Source organism: Corynebacterium sanguinis (assembly GCF_007641235.1).
In the GTDB taxonomy this organism is placed as follows: domain Bacteria; phylum Actinomycetota; class Actinomycetes; order Mycobacteriales; family Mycobacteriaceae; genus Corynebacterium; species Corynebacterium sanguinis.
In genome coordinates this window covers 743,198-758,888 of the sequence record NZ_CP038157.1, presented here as the reverse complement: position 1 = coordinate 758,888, position 15,691 = coordinate 743,198, and the positions used below count along the sequence as shown (strand labels likewise).

Here is a 15,691-nt window from a genome sequence, read left to right as displayed (position 1 = left end):
CGTGCGAGCGCCCGAGAGCACCGAGCTTGCCGACGCCATCCTGTCCGGCGCGGCGCACTTCACCCACCCACAGGGACGCGACTGGGACGTGCCGCGCATCTGCCCGCTGTGCCAGCGCCGCATGGTGGTCAAGCTCAACCCCGTCGGCTGGGAAGCAACGTGCTCGCGCCACGGGTTGTTCCGCTCGGAGTGGCTGCAGCGCTAACACGCAAAAACCGCCGCACCCCTTTTTCAAAAGGTGCGGCGGTGGTTCGTGAGCTCTTAGAGGGCTACGACCTGCTGGGCCTGAGGGCCCTTGGCGCCCTCGCCGACCACGTACTCGACCTGCTGGTTCTCCTCAAGGTTGCGGTAGCCGCTGCCCTGGATCTCGGAGAAGTGGACGAACACGTCCGCGGAGCCGTCGTTGGGAGCGATGAAGCCGAAGCCCTTGTCGCCGTTGAACCATTTCACAGTACCCTGTGCCATATTTTTACCTTCAAGTTTCTTCTGGTGATGCTACGAGTGGCAACATGATTCACTGCCACTGCGAGTCGAAAACGACTGTTAAATCCTTGCGAGCACGTGAATCTAGGGTTCAGCACTGTACAATAAATTGCGACTGCGCTTAAGCCTGTCACACTTTCGTCCCGGGGGAGCTATCGGGGGTGAATCTCTACCCCCAGCTGTTTGGCCAAAGCGGCCGTGAGCTGGTCCAGCGCCTCGATGGTGTCGGTGTCGGAACCGTCCGGTGAGCGCGCGGCGATGGCGACGCCGAGCGCGGTGTCGTCGACAGGCACGAAACCGAACTGGCGCGAATGCCACGACCCGTCTCGCCGGTCACCGCTCCAGCCGCCCTTAAACGCCGCGTTGTCGAACGCGCCAAGACCCCACTGCTGCTCGTCGACCACGTTGTACATCGCGACGATTACCTCGTTGTCTTCGTCGCGGGTGGACAGGTACCAGCCGTAGCGCGCCGCTGAGGCCAACGGCCACTCGGAGCGGCCAAACGCGGCATTCGCATTGATGGAGGCACCGGCCTCGGCGACCTCCTCTTCGACGTGCTCCGTGCCCACGCAGTCCAGGAGCGTGCTTGCAGAGTCGTTGTCCGACCACTCAATCGCGGCCTTGATCAAGGTGTGCAAAGCCTCGTCGCTGACGTCGCAGTGTTCCTGGGCGGCCAACGCGATAGGCACTTTAACTGTGGACCACGACGGGAGGGTAGCGACGGTGCCGGTGTAGCCGTTGACGTGGCCGTTGTAAAGCGAAATGCCCAGCTCTGTGCCCGTTTCCTCCTCGATGGCATCAATGTCGTCGCGCAGGGCGCGCAGGGTGCCGGTGACGTCCAACACCTCGGGGGTAGCGGCCGTAGCGTAGGCGGGGGTAGGGGCGGGCACCGCCGCCGGGGTGCAGCCAGTGGCGAACACCAGTAGAAGAAGCGGGCTCACCCGAAGCGCCGCGCGCGTTATCACGGCGAAAATCCTAAACCGTGCTGCGCAGTTTGTCCCACTCAGATACGAGCGCGTAGCCATCGGTGCCGGAAATCGAGGGCGTGCCTTGGTAATTGCCGGGCTGCTGGATGGTGGTGGTGCTGCCGTGGGCAAGTATGTGCTCCGAGGGCGAGAGCTCGCGGATCGCCACCAGCTCCACCTTGTCGGGGTGCTCGAAGACGACATCGGAGTAGATCATCGGGTCGTGCTGGCCGTCGTCGCCCACCAACGTCCAGGTGATGTTGGGGAAATCGATGATCAGGTTGCGCAGCTGGACGCGCTTGTGTTCCGGGCCCGAGCGGAACAGGCCGGTCTGGGTCGGTCCCCAATCCGTCAGCAGGAGCGGGCCCCGCGGAAGACTGTGGCGGTCGATGAAGTCCACCAGGGTGTCGTAGGTGTTCCACGCACCCGTGGAGAGGTAAAACACTGGCTCCGACGACTCGCGCAGCGCCTCGAAAAACTGCGCCATGCCGGGCACGGGCTGGCGGGTGTTGGTCTTTTTCACCCATGAGTTCCACGCCGCGAGCGCCGCGCGTGGCAGCATCGTGACCATGATGGTGTCATCTACATCGGAAATGATCGCGCGGGTGACCTCGTCGGAAATGATGTGCACCGGTGCGGCCTCGTGGCTCTCGCCGAGGGCGACGCTGACCGTGGCGTCGTGCCAGCCGGGTTCTAGCCCGTGGCCGAGGATGAGAACCTCGAAGTAACCCTCGTCGTTGGTGCGGGCGTCGATACGCTGGCTGCCAAGCTCGACCGTGACGGGGGCGTCGGGCACCGGGGTAGTAACAAACTGCCGCCAGCCGCGCTGCACCGTGCTGTGTTCGTGGCTGTCTGCGGGATTGTGCATCAGCACCCTGCCCACCACGCGTGCGCGCTCTGGGCTGCCGTAGCCCGTAAACCCCGTGGCGCGCGGTTGCCAACCCGCGCGCGCGTGACGACGCACCTGGGAACGCACCAGGCGCCTTTCAGCTGACCACACAACATCCGCTAAACCCATGAGCACCAAGAATACTGGGGAGGGTCCACAGCGCGGGTTTTGAGTACGCTGGCGCCCATGGAGAGGGTCGAAAGCGTTGAAGAGAGCGTCGAGAAGCTAATCGAGCTCTATGAAGCGTCGTGCGATCTCGCGCGCGAGGTCATCGCATCGGGCGATTACTCGGGCTACGACGCCGTGCGGTACCCGAAGATCGCCGTTGAGGTCACGCAGTGGGTCCCGGTGGATCGCCGCGAGCCGTTTGGCTACGTCGACGAGGCGGGAACGTACAGCGCAACGCTGTCGCGCCCAGACCTGATGGCCTCCTACCTGACCAACCAGCTGCGCGCCCTGTGCTCCAACTACCCCTGCGAGATCCGCGTCGGCTACTCGGATACCCGCATCCCACCGGAGTACATCCGCGGCATCAAGGGCTTGAGCGAGGTGCGCGCCTCCTACGCCGATTCCGTCCCGCGCCCCACGCTTGACGACGTCCACGACGGCATCATCGACGGCGAGTGGGACTCTTTCCACGGCGCGGAGAAACCGCTGTTCCACTTCGGGCCGCAACGCTTCGACATCGCGTGCGCGCGCATCGAGCACTACACGGGCATCCCGGTAGATACGGTGCAGCGCTACATTCTGTTTACCAACTACGCCATGCACACCCGCGAGTTCGTCGCGTTCGGGCTGCGCGCGATGGAAAAGCCCGATTCCCGCTACACCCGCCTGGTGCTGCCCTCGGGCGAGGTGGAGCCGGGGGAGAACCCCGGCGACGTGGACCTCGGCTCTCCGCGCCAAATGCCGCGCTACGACCTGGTCACCGAGGACGGCGACGGTATCACCATGATCAACATCGGGGTCGGGCCGTCGAACGCGAAGACGATCACCGACTGCCTCGCCGTGCTGCGCCCGGAGGCGTGGATCATGATCGGCCACTGCGCCGGCATGGACGGGCGGATGCGCATCGGGGACCTGATTCTGGGCAACGCCTACGAGCGCCACGACAACCTTCTCGACGCCCACATCCGCCGCGACCAGCCCATTCCCGCCGTCCCCGAGATCCAGCGCACCCTGGAAAAGACCGTGGAGAGGATCTACGGCGAGGACCCCTCGCTGATGCGCACCGGCACCGTGCTGTCCACCGGGGACCGCAACTGGGAGTGGAAGTCGCCGCAGGAGCTGTGGAACTGGCTGCGCGGCTCCACCGCGGCCGCCGTGGACATGGAATCGTGCACCATCGCCGCCAACGGCTACCGCTACCGCGTTCCGTATGGCACCCTGCTCGCGGTGTCGGACCTGCCGCTGCACGCCGTGCCCAAGTTGCCGGCCGCCGCCCAGGCCTTCTACTCCAACTCGAAGGAGGCGCATGTGATGTGCGCGGTCAAGGCGATGGAGAAGCTGGCGAAGAACCCCGAGCGCCTGCGCACGCGCAAGCTGCGCCGCACGATCGGCGAAGTGCCGTTTCGCTAATGGAGTTTTCCGACCCCGCGGTGCAGATGGCGCACCGCAGCGCGATCCGTTCCATTGAGCGCGTCGTCGCCGAAACGGTCACGCCCACCGACCCGGTGCAGGCCCTGAGCCGGGTGGTGGGCATGCTGCGCGACTCGCAGGTCCTCGTGCTCACGGGCGCGGGCATGTCCACCGAGTCAGGCATCCCCGACTACCGCTCACCGGGCGGGCGGCTGACCAAGGGGCGCCCGATGACCTACCAGGAGTTCGCGCACTCGCCGACAGCGGTGCGCCGCTACTGGGCCCGCGCTTTCGTCGGCATCCGCTTCATGCGGGCAGCCGCCCCCAACCGCGCCCACTTCGCGCTGGTGGAGCTGGAGCGCGCCGGGCTGATCAGCGGCATTGTCACCCAGAACGTCGACGGGCTGCACGTCGAGGCCGGCAGTGAGCGCGTCATCGCGCTGCACGGCGACATGGACTGCGTCGTCTGCCTCGACTGCTCCGCGCGCGAGCAGCGCGAGCTTTTCGACGCCCGCCTGACCGCCGCGAACCCCGGCTACGTTGAATCGGTCGTCGTCACGGGCTCGATGCTCAACCCCGACGGCGACGTCGAGCTGCGCGACAGCGACGTCGAGCGCTTCCGCATGATCGCGTGCAGCTCGTGCGGCTCGACGCGCGTCAAGCCCGACGTGGTCTACTTCGGCGAGAACGTGCCGCGTGAGCGCCGCGCGCGGGCGGCCGAGATGCTCGAGCACTCCACCGGGGTGATCGCCATGGGCACCTCGTTGGCCGTGATGAGCGGCTACCGGTTGGTACTCGACGCGCTTACCGCGGGCAAGAAGGTCGCCGTGATCAACGCTGGGCCGGGCCGCGCCGACCCGAAGGTCGACGTGGTGTGGCGGGCAAACGTCGGTGACGCGCTCGAGCTGATTGTCGACGCCCTCGGCTACGCTTAAGAGGCATGGACGCTCTACTTTTCGGGCTCTCCGGCGTTGCGTTGGAGCTCAGGACGCCCGCCGCGCTGGCGCGGGTGGAACAGGCGGCGGGTGCGTTGGACCCGGAGCGGTTCTGGGCGGTGTACAGAGACCTCCGGCCCTCCTACAACGTCGGCGACGTCTCCGATGTCCGCTGGTGGCAGCAGGTGGCCCTGCGCGCCGGGATCGATGACATCGACGTCCACGAGGCCGTCGCGGCGGATGTGGACACCCTTTTGGAACCGCGCCGTGCCGTGGTGGAGTGCCTGCTTGAGCTTGTCGACGACGGCTGGACGTGCGGGATCGTCGACAACGCCCCGCCCGTCGTCGCGTCCCACCTGCGCAGCACCCACCCGTGGTTGGGCGAGCTCGACGCGGTGACCTTCTCCTGCGATATCGGCGTGGACAAGCCGGACGCGGCCGCCTACCGGGTGGCGGTCGACGCGATGGGCGCGAAACTGACCTCGACCGTGTACTTCGACCACCGCGAGCAGTGGGTCGAGGCGGCAGCGGAGCTCGGGATGCGTGCGATCCTGTTCACCGACCCGGATGACGTAAGAAAGGCACTGGCGTGATTTACCGCTTCGAGTCGAAGACCCCGTCGATCCACCCGAGCGCGTACATCGCGCCGGAGGCAACGATCATCGGTGACGTCACCATCGGTGAGGACGTCAGCGTGTGGCCGGGGGCGGTGATTCGCGGGGACGTGGGCCCGATCCGGATCGGGGCGCGCTCCAACATTCAGGACGGCAGCGTCATCCACGTTGATACGGGCGGTGAGACGGTGCTTGAGGAGGACGTCACGGTCGGCCACCTCGCCATGGTCCACTCCTGTCGCATCGAGTCGGCCTGCCTGATCGGGATGAGCGCGACGGTGCTGTCACGCTCGCGCGTCGGCGAGGGCAGCATCGTTGGCGGGGGAGCGGTGGTGCTAGAGGGCCAGGACATTCCCCGCTTCAGCGTGGCGGCCGGGGTGCCAGCGAAGGTGCGTAAACAACTGGACGAGGCTTCGCGAGACGACCGGGTGCGCCACGCCGCGTCCTACGTGGAGCTAGGGCGACGCCACCGCGAGGGGCTCGCGGAGCACGAAGTCTAGGGCCACGGCGCGGGCGATGTCGCGCACCACCTCGCGGTGGGTCGGGATCATCCGCAGCTCGACGTCGATGCCTGCGCCGCGTACGCTGCGGGCGAAGGGCGCGGGGGCCAGTGGGTCGTCGATAAACGCGCTGCCGGCGACGACGATGGTCGACGGCGCGTGCTGCGAGCTGAGCTGCGCGGCGAGCTCGCCGAGCTGGTGGGCGCGGTCGTCGAGAGCGCCGCGCGTGGTGTGCTTGTGCGCGGAGTCGGTCACGGCGTCGCGAAGCGTGCGGATGCTCGGCTCCCCGATGGCGTCGATTAGCCCCTGCGTGGTCAGGTCGTCGCGGGTAACCGCGATGGGCAGCACGCCTTCCTCGGTGGCCAGCGCGCAGCCGATAGAGTCGTCGGCGAATAGCGCCAGGACGGCCTCGTCGTTAAGCGAGGGCGAGGACTGGATCTCGGAGCCGACGATCGCCGCGGCGGCCGAGGTGACCACGACGGGTACGGAGAATTGCTCGCGCAGCTGCGCGCCGATCTCCGCGTCGCGCCACCCGAGGTTCGGGGCGTAGACCTCGCCGTCGCCGGTGACGCTGCCGGAGGTGGTCACGCCCACGGTGGCCAGCGGGCGGCTTACGCCTGTGGTCAGCCGGTTGAGCGTGGCCATGATGCGCTGGATGAAGTCGTCTTGGCTTTCGTCGGCGACCTCAACGTCGATGTCGACGCTGCGCACCGTGCGCCCCTTGAGGTCGAACAGCGCGATGTAGGTCGACAGGGTGCCCACGGCGATCCCGGCGTGCAGGGCGCGCGGTTCGGACAGCTCTAGCGGCACGGTGGGGCGGCCGCGCCCTGCGGCGCGGGTGAGGTCGGTGCGCTCGGTGACGTAGCCCGCTTTGACCAGGGCGGCGACGGCGCGGGTTATCGTGGGCTGGCTCAGGTGCGTGTCTTTAACGAGCTCGCTTCTCGACGTCAGCTCCCGCAGCCTGATCAGGTGCAGGCATTTTGCCGCCGGGCTCGGCGGTCGGGAGAATGGAAACGAGCTCATAGTGAATATAATAGCAACGCTATAGACCGCTTTGTCCACTTGGGGTAGACCAAGCGTGGCAGAGCTGCTCTGGCCTTTACGGATAGAAGAATTCTGCGTTAGACTTTGCCCTCATGACGTCTGCTCAAACTGGAAGGAGTCCCTCTCTGCTCGACGCGACCTGTGAGGATTTCGTCTACGACCTCGTCGCGCTCTCCCCAACCCTGGGTTCGAGAATCGGTATTGAGGGCCACGACCACGAACTCCAGGACTTCAGCCCGGCCTACTGGGAAGACCTTGCGAACCGCATCCGCGACCTCCTCGCCGACGTCGATGCGCTCAACGATTCCACCGACGATTCCGACGACGACGACGATTTCGACCCGGTAGACACGCTCACCGCAGCGATCCTGCGCGACCGCATGACCCAAGAGCTTGACTTGCACCACCGTGGCGAAGACCTGCGGATGCTCAACAACATCGACTCGCCTGTCCAGCGCATCCGGGACAGCTTGCGTTTGATGCCGAAGCAGAGCGCTGACGACATCGCCAACGTGGAATCCCGCCTGTCCAAGGTGGCCGACGCGCTGGCCGGCTACCGCGAGTCGCTGGCCGAGGCGGCCAGCCAGGGTGATGTAGCCACCCACCGCCAGATCGACGCCGTGATCAGCCAGTGTGAAGCGCTCGGGGATGAGGGCTCGATGCTCGAGCACCTCGGTGTATCCGCTGAAGCGGCGGTGGTCAGTGACGCCAAGAACGCCTTCCAGGACATGGCAGACTGGCTGTCCACCGAGCTCTCGCCGATGGCGCCGCACGACGACGGTGTGGGCCGCGAACGCTACGAGTTCCTCTCCCAGTTCTTTCTCGGCCGCAAGGTCGACCTCGATGAAACCTATGAGTGGGCCATTGAGAGTCTGCGCGAGTTAGTCGAGCAGCAGTCGAAGCTGACCAACTCCATGTTCGATGCACCCACCACGATCCACGCGGCGTACCGCAAGCTCAACGAGGACGAGCGCTACACGCTTCGCTCCTCCGACGAGCTGCTCGACTGGATGGTCGAGACCACCCGCCAGGCCTACGACGTGCTGCGTGACAACTGCTTCACCATCCCCCGGGGCGTGGAGCGGCTGGACTGCGCGATCGACCAGACGGGCAGCGGCGGGCTGTACTACACCCCGCCGAGCGACGACATGGTCCGCCCCGGCACCCTGTGGTGGTCCATGCCGGAGGGCAGTCAAGCGCTGCACACCTGGCACGAGCTGACCCACATCTTCCACCAGGGTGCGCCCGGCCACCACGTGCAGTCCGCGACGGCGCTGACCGAGCGCAGCAACCTGAACCTGTGGCGCCGCAGCGTCTACGTCAACGCCGCGCACTCCGAGGGCTGGGCGCTCTACGCCGAGCACCTGATGGATTCCTACGGCTTCTTCGAGGACCCGGCCATGCGGCTTGGCCACCTCGACTCGAGGCGACTGCAGCTCGCCCGCGTTATCGTTGACATCGGTGTCCATCTGCACAAGAAGACGCCGGACAAGACCGGCGTGTGGGATGCCCAGTACGCCAAGGCGTTCCTGCGCGACAACACCGCCATGGCTGAGACCCGCCGCAGCTTCGAGCTGGACCGCTACATGGGCTGGCCGGGGCAGGCGGCCGCCTGCGCCGTGGGCTACCGCGCCTGGCTCGAGCTTCGCGACGAAGCGCTTGCCCAGGGCGCCACGCTGCGCGAGTTCCACGGCCGCGCCCTGCGTCTCGGCTCAATGCCGATGGACCTTCTGGCCCAGGAACTGCTATAGCCGCTTGAGCAGCTTCGGCAGGTAGGCGGCGAACATCAGTACCCCGCACAATCGGATGAGCTGGATCGCGATCACGGCCGGCCCCGCGCCGCCTTCCGCCGACAGCGCCAGCACTGTCTCGATCGCGCCGGGGCTGGTGGCGAGGTAGCCCTCGTAGTAGGTGATATCCAGCCACGCCGAGACCACCAGGCCCACAGCGGCGCACGCCCCCATCAGCGCCACGATGTAGGTCACGGTGACCGGCAGCAGGCGCGCGAAGAGCTTGAGAGCGGGAACGTTGAGGCCGCCGCCGCAGAGCCACCCGATCGCGAGGAAGGCCACAATCGAGATGGCCGGTGGCGGGGTCAGGGGGGCGTCGATAACCGAGGCGACAACCGCGGTGAGTACGAGCGGGCCGAACACCTTCGAGTTCGGCATGTGGAGCAGTGTGCCCAGCGGCTGGCCCACCGCGACGAGCGCGGGGATGAGCAGCCACACCCACCACGCGCTGGCCTCAGGGGCGTGGCCCGTCCCGCCGGGCGCGGTGAGAAACGCGGCAACCAGCGGCAGGGTCACCGAGACGGCCAGTAGCCGCAGGTACTGCGACAGCGCCACATACCGCGGGTCCCCGCCGACGTCTTCGGCGACCGCGGGCATCATCGACGCCCCGCCTGCGAGCAGGGAAAGTATCCCCGTCTCGCGCGACACGCCGTGCCTGGCCAAAAACAGGCCTCCGGCAAACGCGAGGCCCACCGTCACCACCGCGACCATCACGCCCGGGGCGAGGTAGCTGAGCAGCTCGCGCGGGGGCACGTTGGCCAGCGGCAGCGCTGCGATGACCCCGATGATGCCACGGGCGGCTGAGAGGATACGTGGGTCGACGGGCAGATCCCGTCCGCTGGCCAGCGCCATTGCGCCGGAGGCGAGGATGGCGCCGAGGATCCAGGCCGCCGGGACTCCGAGGTGAGAGAGCACGAAGCCGAGTGCGACCGATGTGGGAGCGACGATCAGCCATCTGAGCCATGTGTGCACTCGGGCGATGATACTCAAGCAGCAAATTTTCCTATATCTAAGTTTTCGCTCCTATGGATGTGTCATTATTAGCCAATGACCAACACTGAGACGCCGGTTCGAGGTCAGCGGCCAAAGCGCCGGGCAGCGACCGAGGAGAAGATTGTCCGCTCCGTGCTCAAACTCGCGCGCGAAAAAGGGTTCCCGGCGGTGACCATTGACGCCGTCGTGGCAGATTCTGGAGTGGCCAAGACCACCATCTACAGGCGCTACAACGATCGCATCGACATGCTTATCGACGCCCTTCGCCGGGTGACGCTGGAAATCCCCACGGAGTACCCCACCACGCAGAAGGGGTTCGAACAGTACCTGGCCAGCGTGCAGGATCACCTAGAGAACAAGATCGGCATCCGCCTGATCGGCGCCACGGTGTCGAGCTCGGACGAGTTTATCGGCGAGTGGCGCGAGCGCGTCGTCTCCGAACTGCTCGATGGTTTCGCACGCTACTACCGCAAGGGTGTTGAGGTGGGCAGCTTCTCGGCCGACGTCAACGGCGGAGTCATCGCCACCATGGTGGTGGGCAGCGTGGTCATGCGCACGGCGTTCGACCTACGCGACAAAAGGGCCCACGCCCGCGCGATGGCGGAGATGCTGTGGCCGATTGTCGCGTCAGCCAAAAGCAAGGGTGCCATTGAGTAAGCCGGTGACGGCGACGATTGCGCCGGCGACGACGATCACCACGACGGCCCACTCGAAACCGTTGAACAGCTTCTCGCGCCTGCTCAGCCGCGTTAGCACGTAAGGGACAAGCCCGGGAATGACGGCGAGCGCGCCGAAGAGCACGTAAACGGGGTCGGCGGCGTAGATCAGCCACAGCGAGTAGATGACGCCGAGGACGCCGATGAGGAGGTGCCTCTGGTTTTCTTGGGCACCGACTATGGGCCCGGAGTCGTCGAAACGCGTGCCCGCGTGCGGGTGGGTGAGCCCCTTGCCGCGCACGGCGAGGAGCACCAAGTAGAGCGAAGAGAAGATATACGGCAGCAGGTACATGATGGTCGCGAGCTGCACCATGGAGGTGTACGAGGCCTCGCTGACGTAGAAGATAATCACGAAGGCCTGGATCACCGCGGTGGAGATGAGCTGGGCGATCACCGGTGCGCCGGCCGAGTTGGTGCGGCCGAGGCGGGTGGGCAGCAGACCGTCGTTGGCCATCATCACGATCGGCTCCGCGCACAGCATCTGCCACGACACGTAGGCGCCCAGCACGGACAGGCACAGACCGATTGAAATCAGCGCGCCTCCGGCCGGGCCGATGACCGCCTCGAGGACCGCGCCCATGGAGTTCTCCGGCAGCGCGGCGAGTTCCTCGCGGCTGAGCACGCCGTAGGACAGAGTGGACACGGCGACGAGGAGACCGAGCACGGAGAGGAAGCCGATGACGGTGGCGCGGCCGACGTCGCCACGCGTGCGCGCCTGCTTGGAGTACACGCTCGCTCCCTCGATGCCGATGAATACCCACACCGTAAACAGCATGATGCCCTGGAGCTGCTCGCTAAACGACGCCCCCGAGCGCTCGCCCCAGAAGTCGAGGGTGAAGGTGTCCCAGCTGAAACCGAGGAAGGCGACTAGGACGATGAAGGCTACGATGGGCACCAGTTTGGCCACCGTGGTCACCAGGTTCATCAGCGCGGCCTGCTTCACGCCGCGGGTGAGAGCGGCGAAGATCACCCACGTCAGCGCGGATGTCGCCACCGCGAGCACCAAGTTGTTCCTCAGTACCGGCACGTAATGGCCGATGGTGGAGAAGAACAGGTTGGCGTAGCCCACCTGCGCAATCACCGAGCCCAACCAGTACCCCCAGCCCGAGGTGAAGCCGATGAAGTCGCCCAGGCCCGCGCGGACGTAGGAGTACACCCCGGAATCCAGGTTCGGCTTGCGCAGGGCGAGGATCTGGAAGACAAAGGCGATGGAAAGCATGCCCACGCCGGCGATTGCCCACCCGACGAGCATCGCGCCGGGGCTGGCCACCGAGGCGATGTTTTGGGGCAGGGCGAAGATCCCGGACCCGATGGTGGAGCCGATGATCAGCGAGACCAGGGCCCACTGCGTGACAGTGTGGGTCTTCGAGTCCGTCGTCATGTCCGTCGACAATAGTGGGGGCAACTCAATTAAAGAAAATGGATGCGGTGGAACGGCTGCGGCAGATTATCCGACCCGTGGCACAACCTCACGGTGCCTGACGGCGCCCACCGCGGGCAGCGAACTCGTCGAGCAGGTCGAGGACCTCGACAGCCCGCCATGCTCGCGTCCGTTTATCCAGCATCGCCGATGCGAGGATTCCCGTGCCCTCCAGTGTATCCAGTGCCTTGCGCGCACTGACCGGCGTAGTGTTCAACTCCTCGGCGACAATCCTCGAAGTCACCATAGGGCGCCGCAGCAATAAAGGTATGAGCTGCCACACGAGCGCATCACCACGGGCGCTTACTTCCCCCTCCCACTCACCTCGTAAGACGTTGAGCTCGGCCGCAAGCCATGTGCCGCGCTCCACAGCGCTGATGGCCGAGTGAATGAAGACGTCAATGATCTCCTGTGGCCGGCCTTCCCTGTAGGAGTCGAGCGCCGTGAAATAGGAGTCGATTTCGGTCAGGAGGCCCGCAGAGAGGGGCAGTGATGCTTCCCTGGTGAGACCACGCTGTCGTAGCAGCACATGCACGAGGGCGCGCCCTGTGCGGCCGTTGCCGTCGGCAAATGGGTGGATAGTCTCGAACTGCGCGTGTGCAAGAGCGGCGTGAACGAGGATTGGGAGGTCTCGCCTTGCCACGAATGCCTCGAGATCCTCCATGAGGGCGGGAAGGTGACCGTGGTGCGGGGGCACGAACAGTGCGTCGCGAGGGTAGAAGTCGTGGCCCCCGATCCACACCGGTTGTTGGCGTAGGACGCCGGTGATTTCCGGGGCAGAATCCCGCAGCAAGACGTCATGCATATAAAGGAGCGTGCTTGTCGACGCCCCTTCGATCGACGCTGCCTCCTGCATTTGCCGTGTGTTCGCCACAATCAACCGCGCGTTGGTGCCAGCGAGTTCGGTGAGCTCTGCTTCCAGGATCCGCCGAGCCGATGAGGTGAGCTGTTCGATCTGGCTGGATGCAAACGACTCGCTGCGCAGCAAAAGGGGGGTGAACGGGACGATGCAGTGAGCGTGACTGAGGTCGAATTCCTTGACCGCGAGAGTCGCTGTTTCTAGCAGCGTTGTGGTCTCCGCATCGAGATTGACCTGCGCATCTGCGATGCGGGGCACTACTGCGCTTTTGTACGTCAACGGAGCGTTGCGCGCAGTGCGGCGAGACATCCCCCGCGACGATGAATGCCACGGCAGTTCCTCGTACTCGACAGACGGCCACACCATACGGCGATCATATCAGTCGATGTTTTCGCAGAAGCGAAAACGCACAATTTTACTGGCTCATAGTTTCGTGTCTGCGTAAAGAGAAAAGCTTAGGATTCAGTTGCGTCGGGTAACTCCCCTTGTCGACTCTATGGTGTTGCCCGCCTGCTCAACACGAACTGAAGGAAGGGCAGTGGATTGATTTCGGTGGCGTGACGTGCGCGAAGCCGGACAGCGAGTCACCGGTGTGCGATCCGCGGTTTGGGTAAGGGTTCCAGGAAGGGTCTAGTCCCTCACATCTTCCTCTTCGTCCGCGCCGTCGCCGTCGCCGTCCACGGGTCCTCCGGCCAGGGGTGTTTGGGGTAGCGCCCGCGCATCTCCTTGCGCACTTCTTGGTAGGGCCCATCCCAGAAACTCACCAGGTCATCCGTCACGGCCAGCTCGCGCCCGGCTGGGGACAACAAATGGAACAGCACCTTCACCCCGGCGCACGTCGGAGACTGCGCCAGCCCGAAGCATTCCTGCAGCTTGACGCGCACAACTGGCCGCCCCGTAGCGTAGTCCACCCGCGGGTGCGAGCCGCTGGGCACCTCGAGGCGCTCCGGGGCGAGCTCGTCCAGCTTCGCGGCCTCCGGCCAGGGCAGCTGCCGCATCAGCGCTGCGCGCATGTCGAGCCTGCTTATCGACGCCCCCCTGGCGAGCTCCGCGATCTCCGGGGCGTAATCCCCGCACGCGACGTCAGGCCACGGCTTTCCGACGGTGGCGTTAAGGAAATCGAGGCGGTCCTTGAGACGCTGCGCGCCCTCGTCCAACCGGAATGCCTCAAAGTTGACGCCGGAGAGAGCCTCCATTGCCTCCTCCGGGCTCAGCTTCACCGGTGTGGAGCTCAGCTCGATTGCGCCGATGGCGGTGACTTTCCGGCCGCGCACCGCGCCGTCGATAAGCGATGCCCTGGTTTCCTCCGCTATGCGCTCGGTGGGCAGGGCGTAGGGTGCCGCGGAGCGGATCACGGCGCCGCCCTTTGTCAGCTGGACCTCGGCGGCGGCGATCCATTCAGGTTGTCCCATCTGGGCGTCCAGAGTCGCGCGGGTGCCGCTGGCCAGCAGGTAGGCACCCCCCACGTTCTTGGCCACCCAGCCCGGGTAGGCCGTGGCGACGACCTCACCGGGGTCGACCGGGGCCGACTTGTGGACAAGCCGCTCGAGGCGCCGCACCTGGTTGCGCGGGGCACGCGCCCGCGATAGGTCGCCGCCCATCCCCTCCGCGAGCCCCGCGACGGTCTCCGCCGCTCCGCTTCCGTGGCGCAAAAGCGCCGCACCGAGCCGGGGATCCAGCGGCAGCGACGCGAGCTTCCGCCCGAACTCGGTGATGCCCGAACCATCCAGCGCACCGAGCTCTGTGAGGGTGGCCTTCGCATCCTCCATCGCCTGCGCCGGTGGGGCATCGAGCAGAGGTAGGTCGGGCGAGCCCCACGCCGCCATCGCCAGCGCGGCCGAGGTGAGGTCGCTGGTGGTGATCTCCGGGGCGATGTCGGGCGCGAAGTGCTGGTAGTCGGACTGAGAGTAGGCGCGCACGACGGTGCCGGGGCCGAGGCGGCCGGCGCGGCCCGCGCGCTGGTCGGCGCTGGTTTTTGCCGCCGAGACCGTGACCAGCCCCGTCATGCCGCGCGCGGCGTCGCGACGCGGCACCCGTGACAGGCCGGAGTCGACGACGCGGCGCACGCGCGGGACCGTGATGGAGGATTCCGCGATGCTCGTGGCCACGACCACGCGGGCATCGCCGTAAAGCGCCCGGTCCTGCTCGGCGGAACTGAGCCGGCCGTGCAGCGGGGCGCAGTCGTTGAGGTGCGAGCAAACGAGCTCCACCTCGCGGACCCCGGGCACGAAGACGAGGGTGCGCTCGGGAGAATCGCACAGCGATGCGACGTGGCGGTAGAAGTCGCGGCTGCCCTGGGCGCGCTCGGGGTGCGGGGCGTATTCGATGCGCAGCGGGTGCGTGAACGCCTCGGTGCTTACAATCCGCGCGCCCAGATGAGAGGCGAACCTTTCCGCGTCGAGGGTGGCGGACATCGCGGCGAGGTAGAAGTCGTCGCGCAGCACGGCCACCTCCGCGCACATTGCCAGCACGAGATCGGTGTCCAGCTGGCGTTCGTGGACCTCGTCGATGATGACGGCGCCGACGCCTTCGAGGCCGGGGTCCTTGAGCAACCGGTTGAGCAGGACACCGGGGGTGACAAACTCGACCCGTTCGCCGGGGTGGTGCTCGCCGCGGACGGAAAACCCGACGCGGTCGCCGAGTTCACTTCCGTCGAGCTGTGCTAATCGACGCGCCGCCGCCCGCACCGCCACCCTCCTCGGCGCGGTGACCAGCGCTTTGCCCGCGACCTTGGAGAGAGCCGGCGGGATCAGCGTGGTCTTGCCGGTGCCGGGTGGGGCCTCCACGACAAGCGGCCCGGTGGCGGGCAGCTGGTCGATCACACCCGCAATGGGCAGGCCTTTTCCGATCTCGGGCAGGTTGAACATGAACCCAGACTAGACAAGATATACCCCCCGGGGTATCT

Annotated in this window: 15 protein-coding genes; 7 read left to right on the top strand and 8 right to left on the bottom strand. The window is 66.2% G+C overall.

Features of this window, described 5'->3' with window-relative positions:
- Position 1 precedes the first annotated feature (1 nt).
- The gene (bsaP, locus tag E3227_RS03765) at positions 2–205 is read left to right on the top strand and encodes a biotin synthase auxiliary protein BsaP (protein WP_136650209.1); all 204 of its coding nucleotides are present in this window, start codon (positions 2–4) and stop codon (positions 203–205) included.
- A 56-nt stretch (positions 206–261) separates the two neighbouring features.
- Here the strand turns inward: bsaP and E3227_RS03760 are convergent, their stop codons facing one another.
- The 3 genes from E3227_RS03760 to E3227_RS03750 form a co-directional block, all read right to left on the bottom strand.
- On the bottom strand, positions 262–465 hold the full coding sequence (locus E3227_RS03760) for a cold-shock protein (RefSeq protein ID WP_136650208.1): 204 nt from the start codon (positions 463–465) through the stop codon (positions 262–264).
- Positions 466–635: 170 nt separating this feature from the next.
- Positions 636–1,448 (bottom strand): hypothetical protein, encoded by an 813-nt coding sequence (locus tag E3227_RS03755; RefSeq protein WP_144317589.1) that lies wholly within the window; start codon positions 1,446–1,448, stop codon positions 636–638.
- Between the two features lie 10 nt (positions 1,449–1,458).
- Entirely contained in the window at positions 1,459–2,466 is a 1,008-nt protein-coding gene (locus E3227_RS03750; protein ID WP_170228622.1) for an App1 family protein phosphatidate phosphatase, read from the bottom strand.
- 57 nt (positions 2,467–2,523) lie between these two features.
- On the opposite strand from E3227_RS03750, the gene amn reads away from it, so the two are divergent.
- Genes amn through E3227_RS03730 form a run of 4 tightly spaced genes read left to right on the top strand, consistent with a single transcriptional unit; the run spans position 2,524 to position 5,964 of the window.
- Complete coding sequence (gene amn, locus E3227_RS03745) at positions 2,524–3,915, top strand: AMP nucleosidase (RefSeq protein ID WP_186365386.1); 1,392 nt, start codon at positions 2,524–2,526, stop codon at positions 3,913–3,915.
- Entirely contained in the window at positions 3,915–4,850 is a 936-nt protein-coding gene (locus E3227_RS03740) for a Sir2 family NAD-dependent protein deacetylase (RefSeq protein WP_144317588.1), read from the top strand. Before amn ends, E3227_RS03740 begins: the two co-directional genes overlap by 1 nt.
- 5 nt (positions 4,851–4,855) lie before the next feature.
- Positions 4,856–5,443: an HAD family hydrolase gene (locus E3227_RS03735; protein WP_144317587.1), complete on the top strand. Its 588-nt coding sequence runs from the start codon at positions 4,856–4,858 to the stop codon at positions 5,441–5,443.
- On the top strand, positions 5,440–5,964 hold the full coding sequence (locus E3227_RS03730; RefSeq protein WP_136650203.1) for a gamma carbonic anhydrase family protein: 525 nt from the start codon (positions 5,440–5,442) through the stop codon (positions 5,962–5,964). The genes E3227_RS03735 and E3227_RS03730 overlap by 4 nt, the downstream gene beginning before the upstream one ends.
- Here the strand turns inward: E3227_RS03730 and E3227_RS03725 are convergent.
- A complete protein-coding gene (locus E3227_RS03725; protein ID WP_144317586.1) occupies positions 5,920–6,987 on the bottom strand; it encodes an ROK family transcriptional regulator in 1,068 nt (355 codons plus the stop codon). The genes E3227_RS03730 and E3227_RS03725 overlap by 45 nt on opposite strands.
- Positions 6,988–7,100: 113 nt before the next feature.
- On the opposite strand from E3227_RS03725, the gene E3227_RS03720 reads away from it, so the two are divergent.
- Positions 7,101–8,759, top strand: coding sequence for a DUF885 domain-containing protein (locus tag E3227_RS03720; RefSeq protein ID WP_144317585.1), 1,659 nt, complete (start codon positions 7,101–7,103; stop codon positions 8,757–8,759).
- On the opposite strand, the gene E3227_RS03715 is transcribed toward E3227_RS03720, so the two are convergent.
- Positions 8,754–9,788, bottom strand: coding sequence for an AbrB family transcriptional regulator (locus E3227_RS03715; protein WP_144317584.1), 1,035 nt, complete (start codon positions 9,786–9,788; stop codon positions 8,754–8,756). The genes E3227_RS03720 and E3227_RS03715 overlap by 6 nt on opposite strands.
- Positions 9,789–9,845: 57 nt before the next feature.
- Here E3227_RS03715 and E3227_RS03710 point away from each other — a divergent pair, with 57 nt between their 5' ends.
- Positions 9,846–10,448, top strand: a complete 603-nt coding sequence (locus tag E3227_RS03710; RefSeq protein WP_144317583.1) for a TetR/AcrR family transcriptional regulator — start codon at positions 9,846–9,848, stop codon at positions 10,446–10,448.
- Here E3227_RS03710 and E3227_RS03705 read toward each other — a convergent pair.
- The 3 genes from E3227_RS03705 to E3227_RS03695 all read right to left on the bottom strand — a co-directional run bounded on the left by E3227_RS03705 (position 10,419) and on the right by E3227_RS03695 (position 15,653).
- On the bottom strand, positions 10,419–11,888 hold the full coding sequence (locus E3227_RS03705) for a basic amino acid/polyamine antiporter (protein WP_144317582.1): 1,470 nt from the start codon (positions 11,886–11,888) through the stop codon (positions 10,419–10,421). The genes E3227_RS03710 and E3227_RS03705 overlap by 30 nt on opposite strands.
- Positions 11,889–11,976: 88 nt before the next feature.
- Positions 11,977–13,152, bottom strand: coding sequence for a Fic family protein (locus tag E3227_RS03700; protein WP_144317581.1), 1,176 nt, complete (start codon positions 13,150–13,152; stop codon positions 11,977–11,979).
- Positions 13,153–13,424: 272 nt separating this feature from the next.
- A complete protein-coding gene (locus E3227_RS03695; protein ID WP_144317580.1) occupies positions 13,425–15,653 on the bottom strand; it encodes an ATP-dependent RNA helicase in 2,229 nt (742 codons plus the stop codon).
- Positions 15,654–15,691 lie beyond the last annotated feature (38 nt).

Excerpts from the sequence above, each read along its gene's own strand:
- E3227_RS03760 (WP_136650208.1), bottom strand. The coding sequence starts at position 465 with ATGGCACAGGGTACTGTGAAATGGTTCAACGGCGACAAGGGCTTCGGC.
- E3227_RS03750 (WP_170228622.1), bottom strand. The coding sequence starts at position 2,466 with ATGGGTTTAGCGGATGTTGTGTGGTCAGCTGAAAGGCGCCTGGTGCGT.
- amn (WP_186365386.1), top strand. The coding sequence starts at position 2,524 with ATGGAGAGGGTCGAAAGCGTTGAAGAGAGCGTCGAGAAGCTAATCGAG.
- E3227_RS03740 (WP_144317588.1), top strand. The coding sequence starts at position 3,915 with ATGGAGTTTTCCGACCCCGCGGTGCAGATGGCGCACCGCAGCGCGATC.
- E3227_RS03735 (WP_144317587.1), top strand. The coding sequence starts at position 4,856 with ATGGACGCTCTACTTTTCGGGCTCTCCGGCGTTGCGTTGGAGCTCAGG.
- E3227_RS03725 (WP_144317586.1), bottom strand. The coding sequence starts at position 6,987 with ATGAGCTCGTTTCCATTCTCCCGACCGCCGAGCCCGGCGGCAAAATGC.
- E3227_RS03720 (WP_144317585.1), top strand. The coding sequence starts at position 7,101 with ATGACGTCTGCTCAAACTGGAAGGAGTCCCTCTCTGCTCGACGCGACC.
- E3227_RS03710 (WP_144317583.1), top strand. The coding sequence starts at position 9,846 with ATGACCAACACTGAGACGCCGGTTCGAGGTCAGCGGCCAAAGCGCCGG.
- E3227_RS03705 (WP_144317582.1), bottom strand. The coding sequence starts at position 11,888 with ATGACGACGGACTCGAAGACCCACACTGTCACGCAGTGGGCCCTGGTC.
- E3227_RS03700 (WP_144317581.1), bottom strand. The coding sequence starts at position 13,152 with ATGGTGTGGCCGTCTGTCGAGTACGAGGAACTGCCGTGGCATTCATCG.
- E3227_RS03695 (WP_144317580.1), bottom strand. The coding sequence starts at position 15,653 with ATGTTCAACCTGCCCGAGATCGGAAAAGGCCTGCCCATTGCGGGTGTG.